The sequence below is a fragment of the Acinetobacter uliginosus genome (genome assembly GCF_044130295.1).
Classification (GTDB): domain Bacteria; phylum Pseudomonadota; class Gammaproteobacteria; order Pseudomonadales; family Moraxellaceae; genus Acinetobacter.
The window spans coordinates 1-18,017 of sequence record NZ_JBIQOC010000090.1 but is presented as its reverse complement, the minus strand read 5'-3'; the positions used below and the strand labels follow the sequence as shown (position 1 = coordinate 18,017).

The 18,017-nt window shown below is 42.9% G+C and carries 16 protein-coding genes and 2 tRNA genes; 6 read left to right on the top strand and 12 right to left on the bottom strand.

Features of this window, described 5'->3' with window-relative positions; genetic code table 11:
- Positions 1-107: 107 nt before the first annotated feature.
- From ACE01T_RS14845 to ACE01T_RS14800, 10 genes are all read right to left on the bottom strand, one after another.
- Positions 108-1,169, bottom strand: a complete 1,062-nt coding sequence (locus ACE01T_RS14845) for an RNA-guided endonuclease InsQ/TnpB family protein (RefSeq protein WP_395519565.1) — start codon at positions 1,167-1,169, stop codon at positions 108-110.
- Positions 1,170-1,323: 154 nt separating this feature from the next.
- On the bottom strand, positions 1,324-2,127 hold the full coding sequence (locus ACE01T_RS14840) for a putative RNA methyltransferase (RefSeq protein ID WP_180081802.1): 804 nt from the start codon (positions 2,125-2,127) through the stop codon (positions 1,324-1,326).
- Positions 2,128-2,208: 81 nt separating this feature from the next.
- Positions 2,209-3,327 (bottom strand): phospho-N-acetylmuramoyl-pentapeptide-transferase, encoded by a 1,119-nt coding sequence (mraY, locus tag ACE01T_RS14835; RefSeq protein ID WP_166168573.1) that lies wholly within the window; start codon positions 3,325-3,327, stop codon positions 2,209-2,211.
- A complete protein-coding gene (locus tag ACE01T_RS14830; protein WP_395519564.1) occupies positions 3,328-4,737 on the bottom strand; it encodes a UDP-N-acetylmuramoyl-tripeptide--D-alanyl-D-alanine ligase in 1,410 nt (469 codons plus the stop codon).
- Between the two features lie 9 nt (positions 4,738-4,746).
- The gene (locus ACE01T_RS14825) at positions 4,747-6,243 is read right to left on the bottom strand and encodes a UDP-N-acetylmuramoyl-L-alanyl-D-glutamate--2,6-diaminopimelate ligase (protein ID WP_395519563.1); all 1,497 of its coding nucleotides are present in this window, start codon (positions 6,241-6,243) and stop codon (positions 4,747-4,749) included.
- Between the two features lie 10 nt (positions 6,244-6,253).
- Positions 6,254-8,080, bottom strand: a complete 1,827-nt coding sequence (gene ftsI / locus ACE01T_RS14820; RefSeq protein WP_395519562.1) for a penicillin-binding protein PBP3 — start codon at positions 8,078-8,080, stop codon at positions 6,254-6,256.
- Between the two features lie 14 nt (positions 8,081-8,094).
- A complete protein-coding gene (ftsL, locus tag ACE01T_RS14815; protein ID WP_166168561.1) occupies positions 8,095-8,427 on the bottom strand; it encodes a cell division protein FtsL in 333 nt (110 codons plus the stop codon).
- Positions 8,427-9,350, bottom strand: coding sequence for a 16S rRNA (cytosine(1402)-N(4))-methyltransferase RsmH (gene rsmH, locus ACE01T_RS14810; RefSeq protein WP_395519561.1), 924 nt, complete (start codon positions 9,348-9,350; stop codon positions 8,427-8,429). Before rsmH ends, ftsL begins: the two co-directional genes overlap by 1 nt.
- Before the next feature lie 242 nt (positions 9,351-9,592).
- The gene (locus ACE01T_RS14805; RefSeq protein WP_180081790.1) at positions 9,593-10,612 is read right to left on the bottom strand and encodes a sulfate ABC transporter substrate-binding protein; all 1,020 of its coding nucleotides are present in this window, start codon (positions 10,610-10,612) and stop codon (positions 9,593-9,595) included.
- 239 nt (positions 10,613-10,851) lie between these two features.
- On the bottom strand, positions 10,852-11,853 hold the full coding sequence (locus tag ACE01T_RS14800; protein ID WP_180081787.1) for a sulfate ABC transporter substrate-binding protein: 1,002 nt from the start codon (positions 11,851-11,853) through the stop codon (positions 10,852-10,854).
- Positions 11,854-12,228: 375 nt separating this feature from the next.
- Between ACE01T_RS14800 and ACE01T_RS14795 the strand changes: the two genes are divergently transcribed.
- Positions 12,229-12,531: a hypothetical protein gene (locus ACE01T_RS14795; RefSeq protein WP_300044928.1), complete on the top strand. Its 303-nt coding sequence runs from the start codon at positions 12,229-12,231 to the stop codon at positions 12,529-12,531.
- A gap of 51 nt (positions 12,532-12,582) precedes the next feature.
- Here the strand turns inward: ACE01T_RS14795 and tnpA are convergent, their stop codons facing one another.
- Entirely contained in the window at positions 12,583-13,080 is a 498-nt protein-coding gene (gene tnpA / locus ACE01T_RS14790) for an IS200/IS605 family transposase (protein WP_395519560.1), read from the bottom strand.
- A 72-nt stretch (positions 13,081-13,152) separates the two neighbouring features.
- Here tnpA and ACE01T_RS14785 point away from each other — a divergent pair, with 72 nt between their 5' ends.
- From ACE01T_RS14785 to ACE01T_RS14765, 5 genes are all read left to right on the top strand, one after another.
- Positions 13,153-14,544, top strand: a complete 1,392-nt coding sequence (locus tag ACE01T_RS14785) for an RNA-guided endonuclease InsQ/TnpB family protein (protein ID WP_395519558.1) — start codon at positions 13,153-13,155, stop codon at positions 14,542-14,544.
- Between the two features lie 111 nt (positions 14,545-14,655).
- Entirely contained in the window at positions 14,656-16,164 is a 1,509-nt protein-coding gene (gene gltX, locus ACE01T_RS14780) for a glutamate--tRNA ligase (protein WP_086197220.1), read from the top strand.
- Positions 16,165-16,221: 57 nt separating this feature from the next.
- Positions 16,222-16,297 (top strand) — tRNA-Ala (locus ACE01T_RS14775).
- 31 nt (positions 16,298-16,328) lie between these two features.
- A tRNA-Glu gene (locus tag ACE01T_RS14770) sits at positions 16,329-16,404 on the top strand.
- A gap of 166 nt (positions 16,405-16,570) precedes the next feature.
- Positions 16,571-16,912, top strand: coding sequence for a zinc-ribbon domain-containing protein (locus tag ACE01T_RS14765; RefSeq protein WP_086197221.1), 342 nt, complete (start codon positions 16,571-16,573; stop codon positions 16,910-16,912).
- 24 nt (positions 16,913-16,936) lie between these two features.
- On the opposite strand, the gene ACE01T_RS14760 is transcribed toward ACE01T_RS14765, so the two are convergent.
- Complete coding sequence (locus ACE01T_RS14760; RefSeq protein ID WP_395519557.1) at positions 16,937-17,893, bottom strand: cation diffusion facilitator family transporter; 957 nt, start codon at positions 17,891-17,893, stop codon at positions 16,937-16,939.
- Between the last annotated feature and the right edge of the window lie 124 nt (positions 17,894-18,017).

Sequence of the window (18,017 nt, the reverse complement as noted above, 5' to 3'; positions counted from 1 at the left end):
GCTGTTATAGCGTTTGACAAGACGCTGATCCAGACCAGAGATGTGAAATTGAAGAGCATGCTCTTCAATTTAACGCAAAGCTCGGAAATTGTGTAGATACCTATGAGCTAAAGTAAGGGGATTCCTACTGCTAGACGCTTATGCCCAAGCGCAAGAATGTTTAGGGCGGAATTTAAATCCCGATCGTGGTGTGTACCGCACACCATACAATCCCATTCTCTTATTCGCAAATCTGCTCTACCTTTCGGGCTGCTGTGAGATATTTCACCACAACTCGAACAAATTTGGGTGGTATAGGCTTCGTTGACTTCTTCAAACAATACCCCTGCGTTCTCGCATTTATACTTGAGCATTATTTTAAGTGCTGAAAATCCTGTATCTAAAACAAACTTTGCCATCTTAGTTTTTACAAGTTTATTCGCACTTAGATTACCTACAACAATCAGTGCATTTTCCCTTACAAGCATAGTGCTTGCTTTGTGCAAATGATCTTTACGACTATTTGCAATCTTGGCGTGTAACGCACGTACACGTTTTTTATTCTTTGCTCGTTGAGCAATTCCTAATTTATGCTCATATTGACGATAGAATTTAGGATTCGAAATTATCGTACCATCGGAACACGTTGCGATAGCCTTTAAACCAAGATCAATGCCAATTGCTTTGGTTGCTGTCGGCTTGACTTGCTTAGGTGAATTCACCACTAGACATACATACCAACGCCCACGGCTATCCTCAATGAATGAACCTGTCTTAATGCTGTATTGGCTTAAACCGTAACTATCCCACACCTTGAACTGATGCTTGCCGTATTGTACATAGCCATCAGCATACTTGATGGCAACTTTCTTGAAGGGTATCCATCCAAGCGATCTTCTTGCTGATTTCTTGTTACTCACACGCCATTTCAGTTTTGTTTTTTTAAACTGTTTCCTTCGTGTGACCAATTCTTCAGTAATAGCCTGAATAGTTTGGCTATGAAGCCCACATTCTTTTGATGTGCCTTTAGTGTACTTGGCAATATCGTAAGCAGTTAGAAATTCACCTTTTCTTTTAAGGTGCTTGAAACTTAAATCATTCACATAATTCCAGACAAAATTCACTTCGGATGCCAATTGATCTAGCACCTCGCAATGTTTGTCCTTGATACGCAATTTAAGTGTCTTCATGTGCTTATATTAATATTTTGATGGTCTTAAAAAACCATCAAACAGACTTGAACGACACTTCATGTCGTGTCGCTTATATACTCGGACCACCCCGAGATTTTACACTCCAATGCATAAAAAAACTCCCTCATTTGAGGGAGTTTTTTTATGCGGCTTATTTCTTTTTAAATAAATAAATCTGAAATTGGGCCTTTAACTCAAACTGATCTTTCTGCTCTAACACCTGACGTCGCTCTGGCTTGGCTTTATAGGCATAAGGCGTCATCGCAATCAGATGCTTTAAATCCGCTTGTGACAAGGTAAGGGGCGCGTCGACCACACTTTCCTCCACCAGCTCAAAAGCATCTTGCAGCTGAGTGACAAATTTATGCGGTTCATGCGGATTCACTTCTGCAAAAAGTGCCTCACGCATGGCATATAAATGCTCTTTCGCCGGGGTCACCACCATCAAATAGGCATGCGGTTTCAGTACCCTTAATATTTCCGGTTTCGGAATCGGACTGAATAAACTGGTACATAAATCAATTGAAGCATCCAGTACTGGCACAGTAGCTCCTGTTCCCACCACCCAAGTCACATTTTTATTGAGCTTTGCAGCCACCTGAACAGCATTTTTAGCGATATCCACACCGACACATTGCAGTACTTCCGCCTGCATAGCACTGGTGTAATAACCTTCACCACAACCAATATCCAGCAGGTTTTCAATGCGTAATTCACGAATTTTTTCAACCACTGCCTGCTGTAAAGGCGCATAAAAACCGGCACTTAAAAATGCACGACGCGCCTGTACCGATTCAGGTGTGTCGCCCGGATTCTTACTGTGCTTATGTTGCACTACATGCAGGTTCACATAGCTCTGTTTGGCCACATCATAACTGTGATTATTCACACAGTGCCATGTTTTTCCAGTCAGTTTCAATACTTCATGACAGACAGGACACATCAGCAGATTCATATTTTTCTCCAATGCCTGAAATCAGGCGATAAAAAAGCCGGCAGATGTGGGAGCAAATGCCAGCTTTTTTCGAATATTTGCTTAACGCAATTTTAAGGTCATTAAGCCTAAAACTACCAGCATAATCGTAATAATCCAGAAACGAATCACCACCTGGGTTTCACGCCAGCCTTTTTTCTCATAATGATGATGTAGTGGTGCCATCAGGAAGACACGTTTGTTACGCATACGCAGTGAACCAATTTGCAGGAACACCGAAATGGCTTCTACGACAAAGACCCCACCCATAATCGCAAACACGATTTCCTGACGAACCATGACTGCAATCGTACCCAGCATTGCACCTAAGGATAAAGCTCCGACATCACCCATAAATACTTGTGCAGGATGTGCGTTATACCAAAGAAAGGCCAAACCGGCACCAATCATGGCTGCACAGATCACCACCAGTTCAGAAGAATATTTTACATAAGGGATATGCAAATAATTGGCAAAGCGGACATCTCCGGCCAGATAGGCAAATACCCCCAAACCGGCAGCAACCAGAACAATCGGCATAATCGCCAGACCATCCAGACCATCAGTCAGGTTCACCGCATTGGATGCACCGTTAATTACCAGATAGGTAAAAATAATAAAACCAATCCCTAAAGGAATAGCGGATAATGGAATGGTTAGATTTTTAAAGAAAGGAATCAACAGATCCAGCATGTTGCTGGTATGCACAGGATTGGCCTGCTGGGTCGCAATCACATACAAGGCAATACCGGCACCCAAAGAAGCCACTGAAGTCCAGAAGAATTTTTTTCGTGCAGGCAGACCGGCATTGTCTTTATAACGTACCTTGATCCAGTCATCTGCCCAGCCGACAGCACCAAAAATCACCATCACGCCCAGTACAATCCAGACATAAGGGTTAGATAAATCTGCCCATAACAGGGTTGAAATACCAATCGATAGCAGGACCAGAATCCCGCCCATGGTTGGGGTTCCCATTTTTTTGGCATGATTTTCAGGAGCAAAAGAACTTACCGCCTGCCCGTATTTTAAAGCTTGGAGCTTACGGATCATCACCGGACCCAAAACCAGTCCAATGGTCAATGCGGTTAAGACACTGAGCAAAGCACGTAAAGTTAAATAACGAACCACCTGAAACGTGCTGTCAAAGCCCGCCAAATGTTCAAATAGCCATAACAGCATTTAGAGTTTCTCCATCAAATCAGCCATCAATGTTTCCATGTGGGTATAGCGAGAACCTTTAAACAGGAAACTCATGGATTGAGGTTGATGTGTTTCAATTAAACTAAGTAAGAAAGGAAGGGCTTGTGCCTGGGTCAGGAAGGCCTGCAGTTTTTTGCCATACTGAGTACTGCGTGCCCCTTCCTGGGTAGCCGGAGCAAATTCACCCACAGCGACCACGAAGTGAACTCCAGGTACCGAAACCAGGTCACGCCCCAGCATATAGTGTTGCTGTGCAGCACTTGCACCTAATTCACCAATATCACCAATCACCATTACTTTGACGCCTTCCTGCTGCGCCAGCACTTCGGCTGCAGCACGCATCGATGTCGGATTGGCATTGTACGTATCATCAATAAACAGATGTTTTGCGGTATGAATAAAGTTCAAACGACCTTTCGCGCTTTTCGCCTGCTCCAAACCGGTCACAATATCATCCAGCGTAACACCAATCGCCAAGGCAAAAGCAGCGGCGGCAGTAGCATTCTGCACGTTGTGTTCACCGGCAAATGGCAGATTGATCTGACACACACCTTGCGGGGTATTTAGCGTAAAGCGGGAAGATTGTGCTTGCAACTCGATGTCTGTTGCATATACATCACCATCTTGCCCGAAACTCAAGACTTTTTCAGTCTGTACTGCCTGACGAATCGGGTCAGCAAAATCATCTGCCGCAGGAACAATTGAGGTGCCTGCTTTATCAATATGACGATAAATTTCCGATTTTGCCCGACAGATACCATCGCGTCCGCCAAACTCACCTAAATGTGCAGTACCAATATTGATAATCCCGGCGACATGCGGTTGCACCAGATTTGAGGTGTAATCAATTTCACCTTGATGGCTGGCACCCAATTCCATCACGGCATACTGGTGTTCAGCACGTAGCTCAAGCAGCATCATCGGTACGCCCAAATCGTTATTCAGATTGCCGCGGGTAATTAAGGTCGGTGCCAGACGTGACAAGATACTGCCGAGCATTTCCTTGGTGGTGGTTTTACCACTACTGCCAGTTAGGGCAATCACTTTCAATTGTGAATTTTGTGCACGGCGATAAGCCCCTAGATATCCCAATGCCACACGGGTATCGGCAACCACAAGCTGACAGATATCAGCATCCACCGGATGGCTAACAATTGCGATTTCACAGCCCTTAGCCGCCACTTGGGCAACAAAATCATGCGCATCAAAACGTTCGCCTTGCAAGGCAAGAAAAGCATCGCCTTTTTCCGCAAAGCGTGAATCGGTCAAAATCCGTTTGATTGCGCCTTGAGGCACTTTCTCATTCAACCAGTAACCCTGGGTGGCTTCAGCAAGCTGTACGGCTGTCCACGGTTCTAAAGGTACTGTACTGGTAGTTGATGTATGCATGATGGTTCCCTATTGCGCAGGATAAGCTGAATCTGGTGAGTGATGCTGTGCATCAATGGCCGCCTGCACTTCAACCACATCATCGAACCAATGACGTACGCCATCAATTTCCTGATAGTTTTCATGCCCCTTACCGGCAATAATTACAATATCACCCGCCTGAGCCTGTTTCACTGCAAATTTAATCGCTTCACGGCGGTCATGAATTTCATGCACGCGATGTGCTGAAAAATTAATTCCGGCTTTCATGTCGGCAAAAATCTGTTCAGGATTTTCACTACGTGGATTGTCTGAAGTAATCAGCGCAACATCGGCATGATCTAAGGCAGCTTGAGTCATCAATGGACGCTTGCCACGGTCACGGTCGCCACCACAGCCAAAGACTGCCCATAAATTTTTCACTACATGGCGTTTTAAGGTGGTCAGTACCTGAATCAGGGCATCCGGCGTATGGGCATAATCCACTACGAACAGGCGCTCGCCATCACGAATAACCTGCATACGACCCGGCGCACCTTTCAGTTGTGCTGCAACTGCAATCAAATCGCTTAGCTTAAAGCCAGCCTGCTGTGCAGCAATCAGACTCGCCACAAGATTTTCTACGTTAAAATGGCCCAGCAATGGGCTGTTGACTTCAAATTCACCATCCGCAGTGATCAGTTTAAAGTACGCACCGTTTAAACTATATTGAATATTTTCAACCCGATAGTCAGCTGTCTTAGTGGTCGAGTAAGTAAGGATTTTCGGTTGGGTCGGATTTGATTGGGCAGCATCAATCATGACCTGTGCATGTTCATCATCCATGTTGATAATGGCTACTTTCAAGCTGGAAAATTTAAATAATCGCGACTTGGCTTCAGCATAAGCTTCAAGCGTTCCGTGATAATCCAGATGATCGCGACTCAAGTTACTATATGCCGCAATTTCGATATCACAGCCATTTAAACGCCCCTGTTCCAGACCATGCGAGCTGGCTTCAATCGCTGCAAATTCAGCACCGACCTGCGCATATTCATGTAAGGCATTTTGCAGCTGCAAAGCATCCAGCGTAGTATGCGTAGAGGCTTCCAGATTCGGTAAAATACCGTTACCGGTGGTTCCCATCACGGCGCATTTCTTGCCTTGCAACATCAGCAGTTCAGCAATTAAACGCGAGATGGTGGTTTTACCGTTGGTTCCTGTCACTGCAATAATGCGCGCGGCATTTACAGCTTTGGTCGCTTGTAAATACTGTTTTTGCCACTGTCCCATCAAATGACGGACATTCGCTACCACTATACTATTTTCCAGACCTAACTCTGTTTCGCTGACCACAGCCAGAGCCCCCCTTGCCAAAGCCGATTGGGCAAACTGCAAGGTTTTTTCAGGCTGAGAAAAACTAGTCAGGGCAATAAAAATTTGCCCTGCGTCAACTTTACGACTATCTAAACTAAAGCCAGTGAATGGCTTGCTCATCCATCCAGCGGTTTTCTCAGTATGGTAGATATCTTGAAATGTAATCGACATTTATCACCTGTTACTGGATTTTGGGAGTATCTAAAGGTTTATCTAAAGGCACGTTCATCAAACGTAAGGATTCCTGCATCACACGTGCAAACACTGGTGCGGCCACCAGACCGCCATAATATTGCCCTTTTGGGTTTTCCACCACAATGACCATCGCCAAACGCGGATCACTGACCGGCGCCATACCGGCAAACAGCGCACGGTACTCACTATCTGAATAACCTTTACGGTCTGCACGTAATTTATGCGCAGTACCGGTCTTACCCGCCACACGATAACCTGGAATATTCGCCTGTTGTGCTGTACCACCCGGCAAGGTCACAGCTTCCATCATCAGCAAAACCTGTTCAGCAATTTTTGCATCAATAATCTGTTCGCCTTTCGGTGGCTGTTCTAATTTATATAAGCTTAAAGGGACTTTGACCCCTTTATTGGCAATCATGGCATAAGCATCGGCAATTTGCAGCACGGTCGCATTCAGACCATACCCGTAGGCCATGGTACCTACTTCAGAGACATTCCATTTGCTTGGCGGCAAAATCAGACCCGCACTTTCACCGGGGAATTTCACCGCAGAACGCTGTCCCAAACCTACTCGTTTATAGAAAGTCGGTAAGGTTGCATAAGGCAGTGACAAGGCAATTTTTGCCACCCCAACGTTGGATGATTTCTGGATAATGCCGCCTAGGGTCAGTGCGCCATAGTTATGCGTATCACGGATGGTATGGTTACCAATACGCATACTGCCCGGCGAAGTATTAACGATAGAGTTAGCAGTATATTTGCCACTTTCCAGCGCCATCGCCACAGTCAGCGGTTTCATGGTAGAACCCGGCTCAAATGAGTCTACTGCACCGCGGTTACGCATGGCATCTTTATTGGCCAGACTTTTTTTGTCGTTGGGGTTATACGAAGGCCAGCTGGTCATGGCCAGAATTTCACCGGTTTTGACATCTACCGCAATCGCGGTTGCAGAGCGGGCATTATTGGCCACACCGGCAGCAGTCAACTCTCGGTACATAATATATTGCAGCCGTGAATCGATACTTAAGGTGATATTCTCTCCGGCTTCGACTTCCTTGATAATTTCAGGATCTTTAAAACGGTTGCCTTTTTTATCACGCACAATCTGCTGTTCGCCATCATGACCAGACAAAACCTTATTTAGCTGCATCTCCAGGCCTTCAATCCCCACGCCTTCACTATTGGTTAAACCAATAATCTGGGCATTGGGCTGCGGCTGCGGATAGTAACGTTTATAGTTTTTCTCGGTATAAACCCCCTGGAACTCACGCTTGGCAATCAGTTCCGCCTGCTGCGGTGGAATTTCTTTTTGCAGCACCAGATAACGTGAACGAGGTTTGTCATTCATTTTCTTTTTCAGCTCGGCACGGTCGATGCCTACTGCATCGGCAAGCTCATCCAGATTAAGATTTTTATCAGGTAACTGGCGTTTCAGTTTGCGATTATTAGGATCTTTAGCCAGTTCAGCAGTAATCTCGTCAAACTGTTTTTTGGTTTCAAAATAGTCACGCGGATCAATCACCACCTTCATGACCGGCGTACTGATAGCCAGAGGTACACCATGACGGTCATAGATGACGCCACGCATCGCCTTGATTTTTTCAGTTCTTAAAATATTGGCATTGGCCTTGTTTTGCAAAAAGTCCTTATTGATCACCTGCACATAAAATGCACGACTCACCAGAGCTAAAAAGCAGAGTAAAACCACGCTCCACATCAAATAAAAACGCCACATGTCTACACTGAGGGCATTTTTCTCACTAATCGGCTGCTGCTTTTTGCGTGTTGCCTGTGTTGTTCTTTTGTCCACCATAATTACAGCTAGCCCTATTTTTTATCTTCTGAAGTCATTGGTAAAGCAATTACAACCGTCTGTGCTGCAGGAGGCGAATACATGCGCAATTGCGTTACCGCACGCGTGCCGATTTGCGCCGTCGCACCAAAAGTTTGTTGTTCAATCAGCAAACGGCCCCACTCTGCATTTAGATCATCCCTTTCCCGCATAAAAGAACTGAGTTCGCGGTAGTCATGACGATATTCAAACACTTGAAATACCACCATGATTGCACTAACAAAGACCAACAGTAGCAAAACGATATAACTGATGAATTTTTTCATCGGTTTTTTGTCAGTTTTCTTTTCAACAACTTCAGTTTTCATTATTCGCCTTTTGAAGCTAAGCGCTCTGCAACTCTAAGCCATGCACTACGAGAACGAGGGTTGGCCTTCACCTCTTCTTCACTGGCACGGACTCGGGAAATTTTCTTTAAACGTCGGGTATCTTCCCGCTTTTGTGGTAATCCCCAACTGGTATCTTCCGCTAAAGTCGATTCTTTTTGAATAAATTGTTTAATTAAACGGTCTTCCAGTGAATGGAAACTGATCACCGCCAAACGTCCCTCGGGTTTTAAAACTTCCACAGCCTGTGGCAAGAATGCTTCAATATCATCTAATTCTTTATTAATGGCAATACGGATAGCCTGAAAAGTTCGGGTTGCCGCATGTTTATTTTTTTCCCATTTCGGATGGGCAACCTTTACGATCTCTGCCAGTTGAGCCGTGGTTTCAATATAACCGGCAGCTTTAATAGCTTTGGCAATACGGCGACTATAACGTTCTTCACCATACTGGAAAATGATATTTGCCAAGGCTTCTTCTTCAATATCTACCAGCCACTCGGCCGCCGTTAGACCTTGCGAATTATCCATACGCATATCCAGTGGCCCATCTTTCATAAAACTAAAGCCACGTTCCGCCTGATCGAGTTGTGGAGATGACACGCCTAAATCTGCCATCAACCCATCCACCTGGTCGATCCCCAGCGCTTCCAGCTCCTGCTTTAAATCGGCAAAGCTGGCATGAATAATCTTGAAACGTGAATCTTCCTGTTCCAACAGTGCTGCCGTTTGCAAAGCTTGCGGATCTTTATCAAAGGCATAAACACGTGCATTTTCATCTAACTTAGACAGCAATAAACGGGTATGACCGCCGCGACCGAAAGTCCCATCGACATAAATTCCTGTATTGCGATCTGCCAACAAGGCATCAACAGTTTCGTGAAGTAATACAGAAATATGCGACATAAGGGTTCAATCAATACTAGGAAAAATGTAACTGCACATTATTACCTTGTTTTAACAAAGCTCCAAACGACTTTTTGTAGGGAAATATTACTTTTCATAGAGAAAACCGTTTTTGGGGATATTGAAGCAAATTTTGCTGAACCAATAAAAATAGAGAACTATTACTCATCTTTTTTAAATTTATGCTTCATTCAAAATAAAAAAGCCAATCACAAAGGATTGGCTTTTTAGATCATACAGAATTAACGTTTGCTATTATAAATCTGGTCAAAAATCGCACCATTCACAAAATGGGTCTGTTGTGCTTTAGCCCAACCACCAAATACCTCATCAATGGTAAAGGTTTTTAGTTTCGGGAATTGCGCAGAATATTTAGCCAACACGTCAGGATTACGGGGACGATAGTAGTATTTTGCTGCCATTTCCTGACCCAATGGTGAGTACAAGTAATTGATATAACCTTTGGCTAACCACTTATTGCCATCTTTCTCTACATTTTTATCTACGATTGCAACTGATGGTTCAGTTAAAATAGACATGGACGGATAGACAATTTCAAACTTGTTTTTGCCCAAAGTTTTTTGAGTCACCAAGGCTTCATTTTCCCAGGTCAATAACACATCACCAATACCACGTTCCGCGAAAGTAGTCATTGAAGCACGTGCAGCCGAGTCCATCACTTTAACGTTGTGGTACATTTTACCGACGAAGTCTTTGGCTTTGGCCTCATTACCCCCCGGTTGTTTCAGTGCATATCCCCAAGCCGACAAGTATACCCAACGCGGTAAACCGCCTGTTTTCGGGTTCGGGGTAATAATCTGTACGCCTGGTTTGGTTAAGTCAGACCAGTCTTTAATATGCTTTGGATTACCTTTACGCACCATAAATACGATGGTGGAAGTATAAGGCGCAGAGTTATGCGGGAACTCTTTTTGCCAACCCCGTTGAATCTGGCCGGACTTGACGATTTCTTCAATATCATTGGCAAGAGCCAGAGTCACCACATCGCCTTTTAGGCCATCCACTACGGAACGTGCCTGTTTACCTGAACCACCATGCGACTGTTTAAAATTGACAGTACGGCCGGTACGTTCTTTCCAGTAAGCACCAAAAGACTTGTTGAATTCTTCATAGAATTCACGCGTTGCATCATAAGATACATTTAGAAATTCACGTTCTGCCGCCTGAGCAGAAGTTACAGTAAAAGCCATGCCGGTAGCAAGCAACGCTGCACTGAATAAGGCTTTAAATTGAGTTTTCATGACATACAGATCAATTATCTTCATTAATGCTAACTATATGAAATAAAGTCATAATTCGCAATTCATCAAACTTAGGCATAACCAATTAAGATAAAAGGTTTTTCTACTTAATCTACTGTTTTATATAGAAAAATGACGATAACATTATACTTATTCAAAATATATAGATTTTTATGGATTGGATATGAAAAAAACGGATAATAATTTATCCGTTTTAACTTTTTTATCGAAAATCTGGCTTAATTCTTTTCACTATAAATTTGATCAAAAATGGCCCCATTCACAAAATGGGTTTTCTGTGCCTTGGCCCATCCACCAAACACATCACCAATGGTAAATAGTTTGATTTTGGGAAATTGCGCAGCATATTTCGCTGCCGCTTGGGAATTGCGCGGACGGAAGAAATGCTGTGCGGCCAGCTCCTGCCCTTTTGGCGAATATAAATAGTTGAGATAACCTTTAGCCAAATTACGGTTGCCATCCTTATCGACATTTTTATCGACTATCGCCACCGATGGCTCAGCCAGAATTGAAATGGATGGATAGACAATCTGATACTTATCTTTGCCCAAGCCTTGAGTCGCCAGCAAGGCCTCATTTTCCCAAGACAGCAGCACATCGCCAATACCACGTTCTGCAAAAGTGGTTAAAGAGCCACGTGCGCCAGAATCCAGTACTTTGACATTGCCATACAGTTTTTTCACCAGTTCCCGTGCTTTAACATTATTTCCACCCGGCTGTTTTAATGCATAGCCCCATGCAGACAGGTAAATCCAGCGTGGTGCACCGCCGGTTTTCGGATTTGGCGTAATAATTTCCACACCCGGCTTGGTTAAATCGTTCCAGTCTTTAATATTTTTGGGATTACCCTTGCGAACCAGAAAAACCACAGTCGAGGTATACGGTGCAGAATTGTTCGGAAACTGCTTTTGCCAGTTTTTATGGATCAGGCCTGCCTTTACAATTTCATCAATATCGTTGGCTAGAGCAAGGGTCACGACATCAGCCTGCAAACCATCAATCACGGAACGTGCCTGTTTACCTGAACCGCCATGAGATTGCTTGAAATTAATGTCCTGTCCGGTACGTTGTTTCCAATACGCACCAAAGGCCCGATTATATTCCTGATAAAACTCACGGGTCGGATCATAAGACACATTCAGGAAATCTTTCGCGGCAAAACTCTGTGTCCCTATTCCCCCAAGCAATACCAAAAGAGCAGAGGCGATTATTTTTTTCATGTGTAACACTCTTATTTAACTTTTATTTAACAATGAGGACACTATATAAATCATAAATATTTTTAACAATCATAAACTTATAATATTTTATTGATTAAAAATCGGTTTTAAAGATATCCATAAAAATGCTTTAAAATGCACTTTTAGTACTAAAAAATATCAGCATAAATCTACAGCTTGTTGTTTTTCCTGATTCTTCATGTTGTCTCCATATTTTTTTGATACAAAGAGCACAATATTTACAAGTATTTATTATTTTGTAAAAAAGTGTGAGCTAGTTCTACTTTTGTATTTTTTTGTATGGTTAAATGGTACTCGCTCATCGGATTAAAACAATATATAAAATTCCAGCACCGGAAAAAGGGGGATGTAGAAATGAGATATACAGCAATTATACAAGCGCTTAGCTTAAGTTTAACTTTAGGGTTTATGGCTCAGCTGGGACATGCAGCGGCAATCAAAGGTAGCGAAGCTAAAGTGGCTTTAGGTCCTGAAAAGTCTTCATTGATTGAAAAAGCCCTGCAACAGCAAAAGCAAGGTGGAAATACTTTACGTGCCGATAACGATTTAAAGATGTTGACCGAAATTAAAGTGGCACCAACTCAAAGCTTCTTTGCTGCTCAAAACCAGAAATTCAGCCGGTTTGTGCAAGCACTGTTCCCTCAAAGCAGCTCTTAACTCAACAGCGAACTTCTTCCCCTTTAGCAGTTTCTATCTAGCCTAATCATTTCAATGTTGAACATAAGTAAAAGAGCTAACTCGTTCTTTTAAGAGCGAGTTAGCTCTTTTTAATGACTTGGATGTTTTAGCATTCTTATCTGATGTTGGTATTCTTTGGTCTTCAATATACTTTTTAACAACCTCCAAACTCGCACCGCCACAAGATACGACACAATAACTAGGTGACCAAAAGTGATTGCCCCAGAGTTTTTCTTTTATTTCATCCCAAAATACACGCTTTAAAACATAAGAGCTTTTGCCTTTTAACTTGCCAACCAAGTTTGATACAGAATGCTTTGGATGAACACTTACAAGCATGTGAATGTGATCATCTTCGCCATTAAATTCAATAAGTTCACAATCCATTTGTAAACAAGTTTCTTTTATAATTTCTTTTAGTGAGGTAAGCATGTTTATTGTTAATACATTCCTCCTGTATTTTGTAACAAATATTAGATGAACTGTATTATTATGAATACATGATCTTCCTGTTCTCCACTCGTACATATTAACCTTATACTAGATTTAATTTTACCTTATTTTAAGCTAAGATCACCATAAGAACTAGAGGTTTTTAATTTGCTAACAGGCATCCAGTTAAGAGCATATCCAACCGAAAATCAAAAGCTGATTCTAAGTCAGTGGATGGGTTGCGCTCGTTTTATTTGGAATGCCAAGTGTGATGAGGATAAATACTTTAGGGGTTTTGCTGCTAAATTTGCACCATTTAAGCAATATTATGAAACTCAAGATCAGAAATATTCACACTTCAAGTCGGATGAACTGAGTTCATGGCTTGCAAATTGCCCTAGCACAATACAAAAGAACTCAACTGTAAATTGGTACAACACGCTCAAAAAATCTATTCAAGGTTTATGTGGGCGACCAAAACGTAAAAAGAAAACGGATAAAGCTTCGATTCACTTAACTTCTAATTTATTTGAGTTTCGTATAGAAAACAATAAACGCAAGTTATTTATTGGTGGTACAAAATTTAATATTGGCGCTTTAAACTTTAAAGCTCATGCGGATTTCAAAGAGCCTAAATCGCTGTATATTAGAAAAGAACGTGGTCAATACTTTGTTTCTTTCTGCTATGAAGACGGAATTGAGATTCAGGAGTTTGATGGTAAGAAATTCGATTCCAAGAAATACTCAAAAAGACAGCTAGATCGCTTGCGTGGCCTGAATGAAGAACAGCTACAAAAAATTGTAGTGGGTATAGATCGTGGTGTCACAATCCCTGTTCATGCAGGGCATGAGCAATTCGATTTTAGTAAAGAACAAAAGAATAATCTAAGTAAAGCAGATCGGTATATCAAACGACTGCAACGAAAACTTGCGCGACAAGCAAAAGGCTCAAATCGTAGAGCTAAAACCAAACATCGAATTGCTGTGCATCATTCTAAAAAAGCCAATATCCGTAAGGATTTCGCTCATAAGACAAGTCGAAGATTGGCTAACGGATTTGGTGAGGTATTTGTATTTGAGAAATTAAATACGAAGCAAATGACCCAAAAACCACAACCTAAAAAAGATGATTCAGGGCGTTTTATCCCAAACAAGGCAAAAGCCAAAGCAGGGTTAAACAAGGCGATTCTGAATGTGGGTTGGCATAAAATCGCATCATTTTTAAAGTACAAAGCAGTCAAGCTAGGCAAGGCTGTATTTACCGTTCATGCTTCTTATACAAGTCAGGAGTGCGCTTCGTGCGGTTATACTCACCCCGACAATCGCAAAACCCAAGATCGGTTTATTTGCGTGAGTTGTGGACACACTGATAATGCAGATCACAATGCTTCAATTATCATTAAGAACAGAGCAATCAACTTAATTTTAGACTGTGGAACACAGTTAGATGATGATTATTTATCATCTATTGGGCGTGGAGGTGTTTGTAAGACGAAAAAGGGGATTAAAGCTCTTTCTCGCATGACCAATGAAACGTCAAAAGAGAAGTGTGCAATTTAGGTTGCACTACGGAAACTCGATTGCTTTAGCATCGAGTAGTTCATTTTAACATTAAGTGATTAGGCTTTTTCGTTATAATAGCACCCATTCACATTCTGAAAAATATTGGTTATGACTGTTCGTACTCGTATTGCGCCTTCTCCTACTGGCTTTCCACACGTAGGCACTGCTTATATTGCCTTGTTTAACTTATGTTTTGCTAAACAGCATGGCGGTGAATTTATTCTTCGTATTGAAGATACCGACCAACTGCGCTCAACCCCCGAATCCGAAAAAATGATTTTAGATTCATTACGCTGGTTAGGCTTAAATTGGTCAGAGGGGCCAGATGTGGGCGGTCCACATGCACCGTACCGTCAATCCGAACGTATGGGCATCTATAAACAATATGCCTTGGAACTGGTAGAAAAAGGTCATGCTTTCTACTGCTTCGCAACACCAGAAGAACTGGATCAAATGCGTGCTGAACAGCAGGCGCGTGGTGAAACGCCACGTTATGATGGTCGTGGTTTAAAGCTGTCGGCAGAGGAAGTGCAGCGTCGCCTTGCCGCAGGTGAGCCCCACGTGATTCGTATGAAAGTACCTGAAGAAGGCATTTGTAAAGTCAATGACTTACTGCGTGGGGAAGTTGAAATTCCTTGGGCTCAAGTCGACATGCAAGTTTTGCTCAAAACCGATGGTTTACCGACTTACCATCTTGCCAATGTGGTTGATGACCATCTGATGCAAATCACTCACGTTTTCCGTGGTGAGGAATGGTTACCATCGGCACCAAAACATCAGTTGCTCTACCAATACTTTGGCTGGGAAATGCCAGTACTCGGTCATATGCCATTACTTCGCAACCCGGACAAATCAAAACTGTCTAAGCGTAAAAACCCAACCTCTATCAATTACTACAAAGACATTGGTGTGTTACCTGAAGCCTTGTTGAACTATTTAGGTCGTATGGGCTGGTCAATGCCAGATGAACGTGAAAAGTTCACTTTGGCAGAAATGATTGAGCATTTCGACATTAAGCGTGTATCCCTCGGCGGTCCGATCTTTGATGTGGAAAAACTCAACTGGCTCAACGGTCAATGGATTAAAGCGCTCTCGCCTGCAGAGCTGTTAAATACTTTATTGGCATGGAAATCTGACCGCAATACCCTAGAAGACATTGCTGCTGCCATTCAGCCGCGTATCAACCTGCTTTCTGAAGCAGTGAACTGGGCTGGTTTCTATTTCAACCAGTTCCCAAGCATTAGCAAAGAACAATTTGAAAGCAAGAAATTGTCTGAAGAACAGGTTCGTCAAAGCTTGCAGTTTGCCATTTGGCGTCTGGAAAGCCTGTTCACCTGGAATAACGACACGGTGAGTCAAACCTTAATGGACTTGGCCAACCAGATGGAAATTAAGCTGCGTGACTTTATGCCCACCTTCTTTATTGCCATTGCCGGTTCAACCAGTTCAACCCCAGTCATGCAATCGATGGTGACGATTGGTCCTGACTTAACTTTCGCACGCTTACGTCATGCTCTGGAAATTGTTGGCGGACCGAGTAAAAAAGAAGCAAAAATCTGGGAAAAACTCAATGAAAGCTTAAAATTGCCGAAAAATAATGCAGTTGATGAAGCATAATTGATTTTATAGTTGACGTGTGAGCGCAATACCCCTAATATTGCGCTCACACAAACTGGGGTCATAGCTCAGTTGGTAGAGCGCTACAATGGCATTGTAGAGGTCAGGAGTTCGATCCTCCTTGACTCCACCAAGTTCCACCTTTTTTTTGTGTTGCCTCAATTGTCCCTATCGTCTAGAGGCCTAGGACATCGCCCTTTCACGGCGGTAACCGGGGTTCGAATCCCCGTAGGGACGCCATATTCAAGATCATCATAATATGGTTATGCTGATCTGATAAAAAACCCAAGCATTGCGACTTGGGTTTTTTATTGTCTCAATCTTTTATCAACTTTTATTTGCGCTGTTTTTGCTTTCTGTGTCATTCCGATTAAAATAAGCGATAAATTAAAATGATGGAGTTGTAATGCAATACCGTTGCCCAAAATGCCAAAGCCCTAAAATTATGCCTGTCGCTCAAGCCGGTAGCCCTGCAGTACGACCTGTAGTTCCTAAAAGTCTGGTCTTTCTTATTCCCGCAGTATTTATCTTATTACTGCTGGTTTTAATTAGTATTGCGATGTGGATTTTTGGCGATGGTGCAGGCTCTACCCTACAAGTTGCAACCGTAGTGGCTTTTATCATCTGCGTCATCGCCGGTTTCCTGTTTTACCGCGACCTGCCAGATTTTAAAATTTCCATGCAAGGCTTTATGCAATCGCAAAAGAAATGGAAATGCCGTGAATGTAATCACGAATGGGAAATCTAAAATAGATTTGATTTCACATCAGTTTCAGTGCTGGTGTGAATCTTCCTGATGAGGTGAATGTTCTTCGTGATCATCATGGCGATGACAGGATGAATGCAGCCCGCATTCATAATCTTCAATCTGTAGCGTGATTTCCCGAATACCGTGCTGATGCTGCAACATCTCCAAAGCTTGCTGATATAACAGTGTGCGATCTGCCTGAGGCGCATAAAGATGTACCGTCAGATGGACATTTCTGGAACTAATGGCCCATACCTTCAGTTGATGGATATTCTCCACATCCTTTAACGCCAAAAGGTCATTACGCAACTGCTCAATATCAATTTCTTCAGGAACTCCTTCCAGCAGAATGTTGATACTTTGTTTGAGTAAAATCCAGGTTCTTGGCAATACCCAGAGACCAATCAACACCGCAATTAAGGTATCTACCCACATCCAGCCAGTGAAATAGATGATTGCTGCGCCCATAATCACACCGATCGAACCCACAGCATCACTTAAAACTTCCAGATAAGCCCCTTTAACATTCAAACTTTCTGTGGCGCTGGAAAATAAAATCCGCATAGAAATCAGGTTGATCATTAAGCCAATCACCGCAACTACCAACATGCCCAGACTTTGAATTTCAGGTGGATGGCTAAAACGCTGATAAGCTTCAAACAGAATGTACATCGCTACAACAAACAGCATCGAGGCATTAAACAGGGCGGCCAAGATTTCAAAACGCTGATAGCCAAAAGTTCTTTTATCATCTGCCGGCATTTTGCCAATTTTGATCGCCACCAGAGCAATCGCCAGGGCCGCCGCATCGGTAAACATGTGTGCTGCATCAGAAAGTAGCGCCAGACTTTGAGTGATAAAACCTGCAATGACTTCAATAATAAGAAAAATGCTGGTGAGCGCCAGGGCAAAGGTCAGCTTTTTGGCATTCGCTTCCGTCACCACTGCATGACTATGATCATGCCCATGCTGTTCAGCCATACCTACTCCTCTATTACTCTATTTGGTGGTGTTTCAAAAAGTATGCTGAAACAAAGCAGGTTGAATTTTGATAAAATAGAGAAATGCGAATAACTCTAGAAATCAAATGTCCAACCTGCCTCAG